General features: G+C 72.2%; 12 protein-coding genes. 6 read left to right on the plus strand and 6 right to left on the minus strand.

Going from position 1 to position 14,389, the window contains the following annotated elements:
* Positions 1 to 31: 31 nt before the first annotated feature.
* Both KQY30_RS27885 and KQY30_RS27890 read right to left on the minus strand, forming a co-directional pair.
* Entirely contained in the window at positions 32 to 1,228 is a 1,197-nt protein-coding gene (locus KQY30_RS27885; protein WP_217309207.1) for a TerD family protein, read from the minus strand.
* Positions 1,229 to 1,343: 115 nt separating this feature from the next.
* On the minus strand, positions 1,344 to 2,153 hold the full coding sequence (locus KQY30_RS27890; RefSeq protein ID WP_217309208.1) for an NAD(P)-dependent oxidoreductase: 810 nt from the start codon (positions 2,151 to 2,153) through the stop codon (positions 1,344 to 1,346).
* A gap of 273 nt (positions 2,154 to 2,426) precedes the next feature.
* On the opposite strand from KQY30_RS27890, the gene KQY30_RS27895 reads away from it, so the two are divergent.
* Entirely contained in the window at positions 2,427 to 3,428 is a 1,002-nt protein-coding gene (locus tag KQY30_RS27895) for a 5-dehydro-4-deoxyglucarate dehydratase (RefSeq protein WP_217309209.1), read from the plus strand.
* A complete protein-coding gene (locus tag KQY30_RS27900; protein WP_217309210.1) occupies positions 3,425 to 4,600 on the plus strand; it encodes a hypothetical protein in 1,176 nt (391 codons plus the stop codon). The genes KQY30_RS27895 and KQY30_RS27900 overlap by 4 nt, the downstream gene beginning before the upstream one ends.
* Before the next feature lies 1 nt (position 4,601).
* Here KQY30_RS27900 and KQY30_RS27905 read toward each other — a convergent pair whose 3' ends face one another.
* Positions 4,602 to 5,825 (minus strand): MFS transporter, encoded by a 1,224-nt coding sequence (locus tag KQY30_RS27905; protein WP_217309211.1) that lies wholly within the window; start codon positions 5,823 to 5,825, stop codon positions 4,602 to 4,604.
* A gap of 230 nt (positions 5,826 to 6,055) precedes the next feature.
* Here KQY30_RS27905 and KQY30_RS27910 point away from each other — a divergent pair, with 230 nt between their 5' ends.
* From KQY30_RS27910 to KQY30_RS27920, 3 genes are all read left to right on the plus strand, one after another.
* Positions 6,056 to 7,528: an NCS2 family permease gene (locus KQY30_RS27910; protein WP_217309212.1), complete on the plus strand. Its 1,473-nt coding sequence runs from the start codon at positions 6,056 to 6,058 to the stop codon at positions 7,526 to 7,528.
* Between the two features lie 187 nt (positions 7,529 to 7,715).
* The gene (locus KQY30_RS27915; protein ID WP_217309213.1) at positions 7,716 to 8,036 is read left to right on the plus strand and encodes a hypothetical protein; all 321 of its coding nucleotides are present in this window, start codon (positions 7,716 to 7,718) and stop codon (positions 8,034 to 8,036) included.
* Positions 8,033 to 9,649 (plus strand): amidase, encoded by a 1,617-nt coding sequence (locus KQY30_RS27920; RefSeq protein WP_217309214.1) that lies wholly within the window; start codon positions 8,033 to 8,035, stop codon positions 9,647 to 9,649. Before KQY30_RS27915 ends, KQY30_RS27920 begins: the two co-directional genes overlap by 4 nt.
* A gap of 156 nt (positions 9,650 to 9,805) precedes the next feature.
* Here the strand turns inward: KQY30_RS27920 and KQY30_RS27925 are convergent, their stop codons facing one another.
* From KQY30_RS27925 to KQY30_RS27935, 3 genes are all read right to left on the minus strand, one after another.
* Positions 9,806 to 11,254: a penicillin-binding transpeptidase domain-containing protein gene (locus KQY30_RS27925; protein WP_217309215.1), complete on the minus strand. Its 1,449-nt coding sequence runs from the start codon at positions 11,252 to 11,254 to the stop codon at positions 9,806 to 9,808.
* A 76-nt stretch (positions 11,255 to 11,330) separates the two neighbouring features.
* The gene (locus KQY30_RS27930) at positions 11,331 to 11,876 is read right to left on the minus strand and encodes a GNAT family N-acetyltransferase (RefSeq protein WP_217309216.1); all 546 of its coding nucleotides are present in this window, start codon (positions 11,874 to 11,876) and stop codon (positions 11,331 to 11,333) included.
* Complete coding sequence (locus tag KQY30_RS27935) at positions 11,876 to 12,646, minus strand: IclR family transcriptional regulator (protein ID WP_217309217.1); 771 nt, start codon at positions 12,644 to 12,646, stop codon at positions 11,876 to 11,878. Before KQY30_RS27935 ends, KQY30_RS27930 begins: the two co-directional genes overlap by 1 nt.
* Positions 12,647 to 12,793: 147 nt before the next feature.
* Between KQY30_RS27935 and KQY30_RS27940 the strand changes: the two genes are divergently transcribed.
* Positions 12,794 to 14,338: an aldehyde dehydrogenase (NADP(+)) gene (locus tag KQY30_RS27940; protein ID WP_217309218.1), complete on the plus strand. Its 1,545-nt coding sequence runs from the start codon at positions 12,794 to 12,796 to the stop codon at positions 14,336 to 14,338.
* Positions 14,339 to 14,389 lie beyond the last annotated feature (51 nt).

The raw sequence follows: 14,389 nt of genomic DNA on the forward strand, positions 1-14,389 counted from the left end.
CGGACTGCCCGGCCCTGCCCCGGCCGCGCGGTCAGAGGATCTTCGCGGCGGGCTTCACCATGCCGCGGACCGTGCGGGACTTCACGAACTCCCCGAGGCCGGTCATCTCCCACTCGCCCGAGAACTGCTTGATCAGCTTCGCCATCATCACCCCGGTCTGCGGCTCGGCGCTCGTCAGGTCGAAGCGGACCAGCTCCTCGTCGGTGGCCGCGTCGATCAGCCGGCAGTACGCCTTGGCGACCTCGGTGAACTTCTGGCCCGAGAAGGAATTGACCGTGAACACCAGGCCCGTGGCATCGGCGGGCAGCCGGCCCAGGTCCACGACGATCACTTCGTCGTCGCCCGCGCCCTCGCCGGTCAGATTGTCGCCGGAGTGCTTGATGGCGCCATTGAGAATGGTCAGCTTGCCGAAGTAGCAACTGTCCAGATGGTTACGGTTCGGGCCATAGGCGATCACCGACGCGTCCAGGTCGATGTCCTTGCCGCGGTACGCGGGCTCCCAGCCGAGGCCCATCTTGACCTGGCTGAGCAGCGGGCGGCCGCCCTTGACCAGCGACACCGTCTGGTTCTTCTGGAGGCTGACCCGGCCCTTGTCCAGGTTGATCTTCCCGCTGCCGGGCGCGGGCGCGGGAGCCGCCGCCGGAGCGGCGGCGGGGACCGGCGGCGCGGTGGCCGGAACGGGCGGTACGGGCGCGGCGGCCGGGGCCGCTGCCGGAACCGGCGCGGGCTCCTCCACCGAGACCCCGAAGTCGGTGGCGATCCCGGCCAGTCCGTTGGCGTACCCCTGGCCGACGGCGCGGGCCTTCCACGCTCCGTTCCGCAGATAGATCTCCACGACCACGAGGGCGGTCTCGGTGCCCAGCCGGGGCGGGGTGAACGTGGCCAGCGCGGCGCCCGAGGCGGCGTCGCGGATGGTGGCGGTGGGCTCGATGCCCTGGAAGCTCTGCCCCGCGGCGTCCGGGCTCGCGGTGACGACGATCTTCTCGATGCCGGGCGGGACGGCGGCGGTGTCGACGACGATCGCGTCGGGCGCGGAGCCGCCGCCCGCGCGGTGGGTCACACCGGGGCCGGTCGGCTGGTTGTAGAAGATGAAGTCGTCGTCCGAGCGCACCTTGCCGTCGGCGGTGAGCAGCAGGCCCGATACGTCGAGCCGCACGGGCGCGGCGACGTCCACCGCCACATGGGTGGTGGGCAGGGGGATGTTCGAGCCGGGCGTCATAGCTGTCATGCCCGTCGTAACGAACGATCCCGCTTTGCCGTTCCCTTACCTTCGGCCATTCGCGTCGCCCCCGCCCACGGGAGCGGGCACAAACAGGGCCGGACCCGGGTGCGGCGGACGCGGCTCAGTGCGGCCAGCGCGGCGGATTCGTCGTGAACTGACCGCCCAGACACGCGTGGTCCGGATTGTCCGGGTCGAGCGGTCCCTGCTCGGCGATGAGCTTCTCCGCGTACCGCTCCGAGTCGTCGAGCGGCTCGTACCCCAGCGCCCGCGCGCTCGTCAGGTCCCACCACAGCCGGGTGTTGGCGGAGGAGCCGTACACGACGGTGTGGCCGACGCCCTCGGCGGTGAGTGCGGCGTGGAAGAGCCGGGCGCAGTCCTCGGGGCTCAGCCAGACGGAGAGCATGCGGACGGTGCTGGGCTCGGCGAAGCAGGAACCGATCCGTACGGAGACGGTCTCCAGGCCGTGCAGGTCCCAGTAGAGCTGGGCGAGATCCTCGCCGAAGCACTTGGACAGCCCGTAGTAGGTGTCGGGGCGGCGCGGGGTGTCGACCGGGATCAGCGGGTCGTCGCCCCGGGGGCGCGGGGTGAAGCCCACGGCGTGGTTGCTGGAGGCGAAGACCGTACGGCGCACACCCTCCGCGCGGGCCGCCTCGTACAGGTTGTACGTCCCCTGGATGTTGGCGCGCAGGATCTTGTCGAAGGTCGACTCCAGGGAGATGCCCGCGAGATGGATGATCGCGTCGACGCCCCGTACGGCCTCCCGCAGCGCCTCCGTGTCCGCGAGATCGGCGGTGACGGCGTCCGGCTCGCCCTCGACGGGGTTGGCGTCGAAGAGCCGCAGCTCGTAGCCGTACGCGGGCAGCAGGCCCCGCATCAGGGTGCCGAGGCCGCCGGCGGCGCCGGTGAGCAGAACGGTACGGGGAGCGGGCATGGGGGAATCTCCTCGGCGGGCGTGGATCCATGGACCGGCGGGCTCGGATTGGCTCAGATCCGTAGACATAATTCACATGCGTGGACACGCTAAGGAGTGGGGGGCGACAGCGTCAAGTGTGGCGCGGAGGCCGTGAATCCGTCCCTGAGTTGCGGTTTCTCGTCTTGACCGGCGGCGCGCGGCTGCCCTAGCGTGGCGTTGTTCAGGGATATGGACATCGATCAGAATTGTGCACGGGCGGTCAGCGCTCGCTGCATGGCCAAGGGAGCGCTCGTGACCTCAGCCCCGCTTGCCGCACGCCTCACCCGCGTGGCCGGGCCGCTGTTCTTCCCCGTCACCGCGTACGGGCCCGACGGCGCCCTCGACCTCGGCGCCTTCCGCGCGCATGTCGGAGCGGGGGTCGAGGCGGGCGCCGCCGCGGTCTTCGCGTGCTGCGGCACCGGTGAGTTCCACGCCCTCACCCCGGAGGAGTTCCGCGCCTGCGTCGCCGCGGCCGTCGAGGAGACGGCGGGCCGGGTGCCGGTCGTGGCGGCGACCGGGTACGGCACGGCGCTCGCGGTTGAGTACGCGCGGATCGCCGAGGAGGCGGGCGCCGACGGGCTGCTCGCCATGCCCCCCTATCTGGTCGTCGCCGACCAGGAGGGGCTGGTGCGCCACTACACCGCGCTGGCCGCGGCCACCTCCCTCGACACCATCGTCTACCAGCGCGACAACGCCGTCTTCACGCCCGCGACCATCGTCGAACTCGCCGGCGTGGAGCGGATCATCGGCCTCAAGGACGGGTACGGCGACCTCGATCTGACGCAGCGCATCGTCAGCGCCGTACGGAGCGAGCGGCCCGGCCGGGAGTTCCTCTTCTTCAACGGGCTGCCCACCGCCGAACTCACCGGCCTCGCCTACCGCGGGATCGGGATCACCCTCTACTCCTCGGCGGTCTTCGCCTTCGCCCCCGACATCGCGCTCGCCTTCCACCGCGCGCTGACCAGCGGGGACGACAAGACGGTCAACCGGCTGCTGGACGGCTTCTACGTACCGCTGGTCGAACTGCGCAACCAGGGGCGCGGATACGCCGTGTCGCTGGTCAAGGCGGGGGTACGGCTCGGGGGGCTGGACGTCGGAGAGGTACGGCCGCCGCTCAGCGAGCCCCACCCCGACCATGTCAAGGCACTCGCGGTCCTGATCGAACGCGGGCGGGCGCTGCTTCCCGAAGGCGCCGGGCTTCCCGGGCTTCCCGGCGGCGGCGCGGCTGGCCGGGACGCGGAGGCGGGCCGGTGAGGGCCTCCGCCTTTCTCTATCCCTGGGACGTGGTGGGCGACCCGGACGCGCCCGCCAGGATCGCCGGGCTCGGCGTCCAGCAGGTCACCCTCGCCTCCGCCTACCACTCCACCCGCGCCCTGACCCCCCGTCACCCGCGCCATCGCATCGTCACCGCCGAGCACGCCGCCGTCCTCTACCCGCCGGACGCCGGCCGCTGGGCGGGCCATGAGCTGCGCCCGTACCCGGCGGGCGACTGGGCGCCCGGCGACGCCCACGGGCAGGCCGCCGCCGCGCTGGCCGACGCCGGACTCGACGTCCACACCTGGGTGATCCTCGCGCACAGCTCCCGCCTCGGCGCCGAGCGCCCCGACACCTCCGTGGTCAACGCCTACGGCGACCGCTACCCCTGGGCGCCCTGTATCGCACGGCCCGCCGTCGCCGCGTATCTGGCGGAACTGGCGGCGGAGGCCGCCGTACGCCCCGGCGCGCGCGGCACCGAACTGGAGTCCTGCGGCTGGTACGGGCTCGCGCATCTGCACGCCCACGACAAGATCGCGGGCGTCGGCCTCGGCGAGGCGGCGCAGTATCTGATGTCGCTCTGCTTCTGCCCGGTCTGCCGACAGGGGTACGAGGGGCTCGGCGCGGACCCGGACGAACTGGTCGCCGCCGTACGGCGCGCGCTGGAACCCGGCTGGGCCACCGGATCCGCGGAGGCCGGACGGCCCGCCGTCGAGAAGCTGCTCGGCGCGGATCTCGCCGCCGTCACCTTCGACTGGCGCGGCGGAACGGCCCGGGCGCTCCAGGAAGCGGCGGTCGCGGCGGTACGGGCGGAAGCCGCGCCCGGCTTCCAGGTACTGCTGCACGCCGACCCGGTGCCGTACCACACCGGTGCCAATGCCGGTGTGGATCCGGCACACATACTGGGGGTCGCGGACGGGGTCGTCCTGCCCTGCTCCGGCGGCGCGGCCGAAGCGATGCTGGCCCCCTTCGCACCGCACCGCACCGGCTCGTCCGTACTGGCCGCCAACTTCAATGTCGTCGGCGGCATGGGCGGCAGCCCGGCGACACTCGCCGAGGACGCCGCGCGCGCCGCCGAACTGGGCGCGACCGAACTGCGGCTGTACCACGCGGGACTGGCCTCCGACACCGACCTGACGGCGGTGGCGGCGGCGCTCTCGCGGCTGGGGTGAGTCATACGGTCGAGTCATTGCCGGTGGCCGGGCGCGCGCCCCGGACCAGCGCGAGCGCGGTGAGCAGTCCCGCCGCCCCGGCCGCCGGCATGAGTACCGCGAGGTCGACGAAGGCGATCAAACCCGCGCCCAGCCCCAGCGCCACCGCGTTCGGCACATAGATCAGGGTGTTGGCGGTGGCGGCGGTCCGGCCGAGGACCCGATCGGGGATCTCGCGCTGCACCGCCGTCAGCGCGGCGATCAGCACACAGGGCAGCCCCAGCCCCACCCCCGCGGCGCTCGCCAGCGCCACCGTGTCGTACGGCAGCGCCCGCGCCGCGACCGACAGCGCGAACAGCGCGATCCCCGCCGCCGCGAACACCCGCTCGGGCAGCCGCCGCAGCAGCGGTCCCGCGAGCAGGCCGATCACCACGGACCCTGCGCCCTGCACCGCGTACAGCGGCCCGACAAAGGCGGGGGAGTGGCCCGGGATCCGGTCGGCGACCGCGTACACCGCCGCGCCGTTGATCCCGGCGACCAGCATCGTCACCCCGGCGGCGAGCACGAGCGGGCGTACGGCGGGGGCCGCCCGGAGCCGCCGGAAACCCTCTACGGTGCCCGCGAGCCGTGCGGAAGACCGAGGGGCAGGGGGCTCCTCCCGTACCCGCATCAGCGCGAACAGCCCGGCGGCCAGCACGAAGGTCGCCGCGTCCAGCAGCACCACGGGACCGCCGCCGAACCGGGCGTACAGTCCCGCGCCCGCGAGCGGCGCGAGCAGCTTCATGCCCTCGTTGGCCGTCATCCGCAGCCCGTTGAAGCTCCCCAGCAGCCGCTTGTCGACCGACGCGGCGACCAGCGCCGTCTCCGCCGCGTCCTGGACGACCCCGCTCGCGCCGTATACGAACAGCACACAGAAGAGGATCCAGACACGGTCCGCCGAGTCGACCGCGAGCAGGAGGGGCAGCAGGGCCGCCATACCGAGGTTGCAGCCGATCAGCAGCGGCCTTCTGCGCACCCGGTCGGCGACCGTCCCCAGCAGCGGACCCACCAGCGTCGGCGCCCACATCGCGAAGACGGTCAGCGCGGCCAGACTGTCCGAACCGGTCAGCGACTTGGCCCAGACACCGGCGGCCAGCCACATCGCGGACGTACCAAAACCGGACACCACCACCGCGGACAGATACAGCCCGGCGGTACGGTCCCGCAGCACGCCTCCGGCTCGTACGCCTCCGGTCCTCGCACCCATGTCCCCCGTGTCCTCCCGCTCCGTCACCCGCCGCCGGTACGGGCGTCAGAGTGGCGGCTGAGGACCGGGGGACCGCATCGGGCAATCGCCCTACTTCAGCGCGCGAGGAGCCTCAGACAAGGCCGCGGCGGGCCGGGAAGGCGTCTCATTAACACGGCGAAAACCTGAACTGTCCCTGACAGGGGCACAATCCCTCTACCCCCCGCGACCGTCCCGGCAAGAGGAGCCCCATGTCAGACCGGACAGTGGACCGCACCCCGCAGTCGCCACAGCCCGAGCGAACGCCCGGCCCCGCCCGACGTGATGCCGTCGACCGCTACTTCAGGATCAGCGAGCGCGGTTCGACGTACGGGCGCGAGATCCGCGGCGGCTTCGCCACCTTCTTCACCATGGCCTACATCCTCGTGCTCAACCCGATCATCCTGGGTGGCGCCGAGGACAAGTTCGGTGCCCAGCTCTCCGGGCCGCAGCTCGTCACCGCCACCGCGCTGGTGGCCGCCGTGATGACCGCGGTCATGGGCCTCGGCGGCAATCTGCCGCTCGCCGTCGCCGCCGGCCTCGGACTCAACGCCGTGGTCGCCTTCCAGCTCGCGCCCCTGATGAGCTGGCCCGACGCGATGGGACTGATCGTCCTCGAAGGCCTGCTGATCTGCGCGCTGGTGGTGACCGGGCTGCGCGAGGCCGTCATGCACGCCATCCCGCGGGAACTCAAGCAGGCCATCAGCGTGGGCATCGGCCTCTTCATCGCCTTCATCGGCTTCGTCGACGCGGGCTTCGTCACCCGGATCCCCGGCGACACCGGCTCCGTACCGGTGCAGCTCGGCGCCTCGGGACAGCTCACCGGCTGGCCGGTCCTGGTCTTCTGTCTCGGAGTCCTGCTGACCGTCGCCCTGGTGGCGCGCAAGGTGCGGGGCGCGATCCTCATCGGCATCGTCGTCACGACGGCCGTGGCGGTCGTCATCAACGAGATCGCGGACATCGCGCCCGCCGCCTGGGGACTCACCGCGCCGGCCGTGCCCGGTGACCTGGTCGCCGCACCCGACTTCGGGCTCGTCGGCTCCTTCAGCCTCTTCGGGGCGTTCGAGCAGGTCGGGGTGGTCACGCTCGTCCTGCTGGTCTTCACGCTCATGCTGAGCGACTTCTTCGACACCATGGGCACCGTGGTCGGGGTCTCCAGCGAGGCCGGACTCCTCGACGAGCAGGGCAAGGTGCCCAACCTCGGCCGGATCCTGCTGATCGACGGCGCGGCGGCGGTGGCGGGCGGCGCCGCCTCGGCTTCCTCCAGCACCTCGTACATCGAGTCGGCGGCGGGCGTCGGCGAGGGCGCCCGTACCGGTTTCGCGTCCCTGGTCACCGGCGCGCTCTTCGGGCTCTCCCTCTTCCTCGCCCCGCTCGCCCTGGTGGTCCCGGCGCAGGCGGCGGCTCCGGCGCTGGTCGTGGTGGGCTTCCTGCTGATGACGCAGGTACGGCACATCGACTGGGAGAAGTACGAGATAGCGATCCCGGCCTTCCTGACGATCGCCGTGATGCCGTTCACGTACTCCATCACCAATGGCATCGGCGCCGGCTTCCTCTCCTACGTCCTGATCAAGGCGGTGCTGGGCAAGGCGCGTGAGGTGCACTGGCTGCTGTGGGGGACGGCGGCGCTGTTCGCGGTCTACTTCGCGATCGATCCGGTCGAGCAGTTGCTCAATGTGACGTAGTGCCAGGTCGCGGCGGTACGAGCGGGAGTACGGGACGGGGCGCGGGGCGAGCGTACGGGGCGGCGTACGCGGGCGGCGGGGTGCGTTCGATGTAACACCCGTGAAGCAAGTGCTCAACGGGGCAGTCATCGACGGCTGATGGAGTCACGCCGCACCCCCCGCACGGCATGCACTTCCGGAGGTTCTTTTGAGCCAGCCTCAGCCACCCACCCAGGAGCAGTTGGACGCGTACATACGGACCAGACTCGCCCTGGCCGGCGTCGATCTCGATCTGCTGCCCACGCAGCCGGACCCCGCGACCGGCGTCCCCACCCGTGACCAGGCCCTGCGCTCCCTGCGGTCCTTCGTCACCGCGGGACCGGTCGCCATCGCGGGCTGGACGCCCCCGGTGACCGGCACCCCGGCCCCCGCTTACGCCCAGCAGGCCTCGCCGCCGCTGATCTATCCGTCCATCACCGAAGCCTGGACGGGACGGACCGGCGACACCGGGAAGGGGGCCGGACGATGAGCCGCGCACTCAACCGCCGTACGTTCCTGGCCAGTTCGGCGGCCGTGACGGGAGCCGTCGTCAGCGGAACCGCCTTCGCGGCCCCCGCCGCCGCGCAAGCCGCCACCGCCCCGGCAGCCTTCACCGGGTCCACCGGCCCGTCCGGGCGCAAGCCGTACCTCCCCGACATCGACGTCCGGGACGCGGCGCGCCGCGACCCCACCGAGGCGACCCTCGCCGAGGCCGCCGTCCTGATGAGCCGCCGCCGGCTGACCTCCGTCACGCTCGTCGAGGCGTATCTCGACCGGATCGCCGCCTTCGACTCCACCTACCAGGCGTACGCCGAGGTCACGGACGAGAGCGCGCTCGCCGCCGCCCGCAAGGCCGACCGGAGCGGCGGACGGGGCGGAGTCCTCAGTGGTGTTCCGCTGTGCATCAAGGACAACTACTTCACGCGCGGGGTGCCGACGCGCTGCAACTCGTACATCTTCGAGGACTTCGTCCCCGACTACGACGCCACCGCGGTCGCCCGGCTCGTCTCCGCGGGCGGCATCGTCCTGGGCAAGGGCCAGATGGGCCCGCTCGCCACCACCCGTGCGACCACCCCCAACGGGACGGTCACCACCGTCAACGCCTGGACCCCGGAGAACCCGTCCACCGATCCCGGCGGCTCCTCCACCGGTCCGGCCACCGCCGTCGCCGGGCGGCTGGCGTCGTCCTCCATCGGCACCCAGACCGGCGGTTCCATCGTCCAGCCCTCCAACCGGCAGAACCTCACCGGACTGAAGCCCACCATGGGCCGGGTCTCCGCCCATGGCGTGATCCCGCTCTCGTACACCCGCGACCACCCGGGACCGCTGGCGCGCGACGCCATGGACGCGGCACTGATGCTCGCGGTGATGGCGGGCCCCGACCCGCAGGACCCACGCACCCTCGGCCTTCCCGAACTGCCGGATCTCGTACGGGCCGCGACCCCGGTGGTCTCGCGGGGCAGAGTGAAGCTGCGCAGGGCCACCAGGATCGGGGTGCCGGCCGACTTCCTCGGCTCGGCGACCGAGGTGCGGACGGCCTTCCTCGACAAGCTCGACTCCATCTCCGGGGTGACGCTCGTCGACATCACCTATCCGGCCGACTGGGGGCTGCTCACCGGTACGTTCAATGACGCCCGGCTGTCCGAGCGGACCGAGCCGTTCCGGTACTGGCTGCGCGAGGACCCGGCGAAGTTCGGGGTGTCCCTGCTGAGCTGGCTCCAGGGACTGATGCTCTCCGGCGACGAGTGGATCACCGCGCAGCGCGCCAAGAACCATCTGCTGCGCGAGGTCCTCGACGGGGTCATGGACCGCTGCGACGTGCTGCTCCAGACCGGTCCCGTACCGTTCGACATCCTCGGACTGCCCGAGATCGCCTTCCCCGTGGGCTTCACCGCGGGGATTCCGGCCGGTGTGATCCTCGGCGGCCAGCCGTACGAGGAGGACCGGCTGCTGGAGGTCGCCGCCGCCTACCAGGCGGTGACGGACTGGCACACCCGGCGCCCGGCGGACCCGGCGTCCGCTCCGGCGGGCCGGACCGCGCAGCGGATGGCGGTCGCCAGGCCGCGGATCACGGCCGAGGAGGCGGCGGCGCAGAGCGCGTGAGCGGTCCCGCGAGGCTCCCCGGAACTCCCGCGAGAGCCTCCGGTGATCCCGTGGGATCCCCCGGCCGCGGCCTGTCGGTCGCGGCCGGGGGCGTTCCGTCCGCCGGGGGACCCACGGGAAACCCGCCGGGGCCCTACGAGACGACGCAAGAGAAGGTCACTTCAGCGCCGCCGTCATCATCTTCTGTGCGACCGGTGCGGCCAGGCCGTTGCCGCTGACCTCCGAGCGCGCCGCTCCCGAGTCCTCCACGACCACCGCGACCGCGACCTCCTTGCCGGTGGCGGCGTCCTTCGCGTACGAGGTGAACCAGGCGTACGGCGTACGGCTGTTGTCCACGCCGTGCTGGGCCGTACCCGTCTTGCCGCCGACCTCGGCGCCGTCCACCCGGGCGTTCGTCCCCGTACCGTCCTCGACGACCGTCACCATCGCGCTGCGCAGTTGCTCGGCGGTGGACGAGGAGACGATGCGGGTGGTGTCGCCGTCCGGGTAGGAGCGCAGGGTGTCGCCGCTCGCGTTCACCACCTTCGACACCATGTGCGGCGCGGCCAGCATCCCGTCGTTCGCGAGGGCCGCCGAGACCATGGCCATCTGGAGCGGGGTCGCGGTCACATCGAACTGCCCGATCCCGCTGAGCGCCGTCTGCGCGCGGTCCATCCCGGACGGATAGACGCTCTCCGAGGCCCGTACCGGCACGTCCTGGCTGGTGTCGTCGAAGCCGAACCGTTCCGCCATCGCGCGCACCTTCTCCTGCCCGAGGTCGTCGGCCATCTTTCCGAACACCGTGTTGCAGGAGTAGGCGAGGGCGGTGCGGATGGAGGCGTTCTCGCAGGGCGCCGAGCTGTTCTCGTTGCGGAGCAGGGTGGTCGTGGTGGGCAGGGTGTACGGGTCCGGGCTGTCGGTCGGCTCGTCGACCGAGCTGTACAGACCGTCCTCCAGCGCCGCCGCCGCGACCACCAGCTTGAAGGTCGAGCCGGGCGGCAGCGGCTGCCGCAGCGCACGGTTGACCATGGGCTTGGCCGGGTCCCCGGTCAGCTCCCGCCAGGCGTCGCCGTCCGTCGTATCGCTGATCCTCGTCGGATCGTACGAGGGCGTGCTGACCACCGCGAGCACGCGCCCGGTCACGGGATCGATCGCGACGGCCGCGCCCTGCTTGCCGCCCAGCGCGCGGTAACCGGCCTCCTGTACGGCGGGGTCGATCGTCGTCAGGACATCGCCGGGCGCGGTCTGCTTGCCCAGGAGCGCGTCGACCGGGTTCTTGAGCCGGCTGTCGGTCCCGTCGAGCACATCGGAGAAGATGCCCTCGATCTGGGTGGAGCCGTACGCCTGCGAGCTGTAGCCGGTGACGGGCGCGTACAGGGCGCCGTCGGTGTAGGTGCGCTCGTACGCGAGATCGCTGCCCGTGGTCTTCCGGGAGCCCGTGACGGGCGCCCCGGCCACGACGATGTCGCCCAGCGGCTGCGCGTACTGGGCGATGAGGTTCCGCCGGTTGTGCTTGTCGTCGGCGAGGGCCTTGGCCTCGTACGCCTGCACCCAGGTCGCCCGTACCAGCAGGGCGAGCACGAGCAGCAGACAGGTGACCGCTGTGCGTCTGATCGTCTTGTTCATCCCGTTGTTCATCGCGTACGAGGGACGAGCGGGCCGGGAGCGGTCGTTCCCGTCGGCCGGGCTTCTCAGAAACTCTTCAGGATCGCTCGGGGCTCCCGGGAGCGCCCGGAGTCCCGGACGCGCCGGGGGCCCGCAGGGTCAGCAGCACCTCGTCGGTGTCCTCGCCGCGCCCCGCCGCGTAGTCCCGGTCGTAGCCGCTGACCACGAACCCGCACTTCGCCAGCACGCGCAGCGAGCCCGCGTTGTCGGCGGCGGCGCGGGCCCCCAGCGGCCGTTCCGGTACGAGGGCGAGCAGCGCGCGCAGCGCGGCGGTCGCGATACCGCGGCCCCAGTGGGCGCGGTCGATCCAGTACGTCACCTCCCGCTCCCCGGGCGGCCCGTAGACCGCGGCGTGCCCGGCCACCTCGCCGTCGGCGAGGACCGTACGGTTGACGGTCTCGGCCGAGGCCAGGATCCGCGCCCAGTGGGCGTCGAAACGGGCCCGGTCGGCGGGGTCCTCGGCGGTGAAGGCGGCCATCCGCAGCGCCTCGGGGTCCTGTCCCATCACGAAGAAGAGCGGCAGATCGCTCTCCCGCACCTCGCGCAGCCCCACCTCCGGGGGCTTGTGGCCCGGCGTGTCCATCAGAGCCTGCGGGTCGCGAGCGTCAGGCGGTCGCGGGCGTCGAACAGGGCGTCCTTGATCATCTGCTCATGGCCCGGGGTCAGCCGCGCCACCGGCACCGAGCAACTGATCGCGTCGCGCGCCGGGGTCCGGTACGGGATCGCGACACCGAAGCAGCGCAGCCCGAGGGTGTTCTCCTCGCGGTCCACCGCGTACCCCTGCTCGCGTACGGTGTGCAGCTCCTCGATCAGCTTCTCGCGGTCGGTGATGGTGTGCTCGGTCAGCGCCGGCATGGTCTCCGGCAGCATCTTGCGCACCTGCTCGTCGCTGTGGGTCGCCAGCAGCGCCTTGCCCAGCGAGGTCGAGTGCGCGGGCAGCCGGCGGCCGACCCGGGTGAAGGGCCGCAGATAGTGCTGCGACTGGCGGGTGGCGAGATAGACGACATTGGTGCCGTCGAGCCGCGCGAGGTGGATGGTCTCGGTGGTGTCGTCGGAGAGCCGGTCCAGGGTGGGGCGGGCCGCCGCCACCACCTCGTCGCCGTCGATGTACGAGGTGCCGACGAGCAGGGCCCGTACCCCGATCCCGTACCGTGTGCCCGTCGCGTCGGTCTCCACCCAGCCCAGCTCGACCAGGGTCCGCAGCAGCATGTACAGGCTGGACTTGGGGTAGCCGACCGCCTCCTGGACGGCGGCGAGGGAGTGCATGCCGGGGCGCCCCGCGAAGTATTCGAGCAGTTCCACCGTCCGTACGGCGGACTTGACCTGTGCTCCACCGGTCTCCGAAACCGTCATGGTCCCTCGCCCCTTTTCGCCTTCCGGACCGCTCTTGACCACGCGGAACGCGCGGAAATAGAGTCCCTACAGATTCACCATCAAGAACTTTGTTCAGAATACCGAACAAGGTCCGATGGGTGGCAGTCGGCAGGGAAGGAAGCCACGGTGGCAGCAGCACCAGTCTGGAGTGTCGACCCCCGAACGGGGAAGCCACGTGAGCAGGTCGCGCACGAGGCCACGGCCGAGGAGGTCGACCGCGCGGTGCGCGGGGCGTACGCAGTCAGGGACGCGCTCGCCGACCGTACCGTCCGCGCCGCCCTGCTCCGTACCGCGGCGGATCTGCTGCACGCGTCCCGTGAGCACGTCATCGAGGCCGCGGACGCCGAGACCGCTCTCGGTCCGGTCCGGCTCACCGGTGAACTCGCCCGTACGGCAGCCCAGTTGAGGGCCTTCGCGGAGGTCGTCGAGGAAGGCGCCTTCCTCGACATCCGGATCGACCACGCCGACGCGGACCGCACTCCGCCCTGGCCCGATCTGCGCCGCTGGAAGGTGCCGCTGGGGGTGGTCGCGGTCTACTCCGCGAGCAACTTCCCGCTCGCCTTCTCCGTACCCGGCGGGGACACCGCGAGCGCGCTGGCTGCGGGCTGCCCGGTCGTCGTCAAGGCCCATCCGGACCACCCCGGTACCTCCGAGCTGTGCGCCTCCGTGCTGCGCAGGGCGGCGGCCCAGGTGGGGCTGCCCGAGGACGTGCTCTCGCTGGTGCACGGATTCGAGGCGGGCGTCGAGCTGGTGCGGCACCCGCTGGTCGCGGCGGCCGGTTTCACCGGTTCCGTACGCGGCGGGCGCGCGCTCTTCGACGCGGCGGCGGCCCGGCCCGTGCCCATCCCCTTCCACGGAGAGCTGGGCTCCCTCAACCCGGTGGTGATCACCGAGGCGGCGGCGGCCGAGCGCGCCGAGCAGATCGGTGCCGGTCTCGCCGGCTCGATGACCCTGGGGGAGGGGCAGTTCTGCACCAAGCCCGGCTTCGTCCTGGCGCCCGCCGGAGCGGCCGGGGACCGGCTGGTCGCCTCCCTCACGGCAGCCGTCAGCGAGACCGAGCCCGGGGTGATGCTGGACCACCGGATGCGGGACGCCTTTGTCGCGGGCGTACGGGAACGGGCCGAACTGCCGGACGTGGACGCCCCGATCACCCCCGGCGCGGGCGGCGAGCACACCGTCAGCGCGGGCTTCCTGACCCTGCCCGCCGAAGCCCTCGCCAAGGACGGGCCGCACGATCTGCTCCTGGAGGAGTGCTTCGGTCCGGTGACCGTGGTCGCGCGGTACGCCTCGACCGACGAGATCAGCGCCGTACTGGCCCGGCTGCCCGGCAATCTCACGGCCACGCTCCAGATCGCGGAGGCGGAGGCCGAGGGGACGGTGCCCGGGACCGCCGAACTGCTGGCGGAGCTGACCCCGCTGGCCGGGCGGGTCCTGGTCAACGGCTGGCCGACCGGTGTCGCCGTCGCGCCCGCGCAGCACCACGGCGGGCCGTACCCGGCGACCACGTCGACGTCCACCTCGGTCGGCGCGACGGCCATCGAACGCTGGCTGCGGCCGGTCACGTACCAGTCCACCCCGGAGGGGCTGCTTCCGCCGGAGCTGAGGGACGCGAATCCGCTGGGGCTGCCGCGACGGGTGGACGGGCGGCCGGAGAATCCGGCGCATGACTGAGGGGGCGGCGGGGGGTTCCGGGGGAGAAGGGAGCGCGGGCGGTTCCGCGAC

Source organism: Streptomyces sp. GMY02 (genome assembly GCF_019056675.1).
In the GTDB taxonomy this organism is placed as follows: domain Bacteria; phylum Actinomycetota; class Actinomycetes; order Streptomycetales; family Streptomycetaceae; genus Streptomyces; species Streptomyces odonnellii.

Bases quoted from the DNA above. Each gene is read 5' to 3' on its own strand.
- KQY30_RS27935 (WP_217309217.1), bottom strand. From the start codon at position 12,646: ATGACGGTTTCGGAGACCGGTGGAGCACAGGTCAAGTCCGCCGTACGG.
- KQY30_RS27905 (WP_217309211.1), bottom strand. From the start codon at position 5,825: ATGGGTGCGAGGACCGGAGGCGTACGAGCCGGAGGCGTGCTGCGGGAC.
- KQY30_RS27930 (WP_217309216.1), bottom strand. From the start codon at position 11,876: ATGGACACGCCGGGCCACAAGCCCCCGGAGGTGGGGCTGCGCGAGGTG.
- KQY30_RS27910 (WP_217309212.1), top strand. From the start codon at position 6,056: ATGTCAGACCGGACAGTGGACCGCACCCCGCAGTCGCCACAGCCCGAG.
- KQY30_RS27890 (WP_217309208.1), bottom strand. From the start codon at position 2,153: ATGCCCGCTCCCCGTACCGTTCTGCTCACCGGCGCCGCCGGCGGCCTC.
- KQY30_RS27885 (WP_217309207.1), bottom strand. From the start codon at position 1,228: ATGACAGCTATGACGCCCGGCTCGAACATCCCCCTGCCCACCACCCAT.
- KQY30_RS27920 (WP_217309214.1), top strand. From the start codon at position 8,033: ATGAGCCGCGCACTCAACCGCCGTACGTTCCTGGCCAGTTCGGCGGCC.
- KQY30_RS27925 (WP_217309215.1), bottom strand. From the start codon at position 11,254: ATGAACAAGACGATCAGACGCACAGCGGTCACCTGTCTGCTGCTCGTG.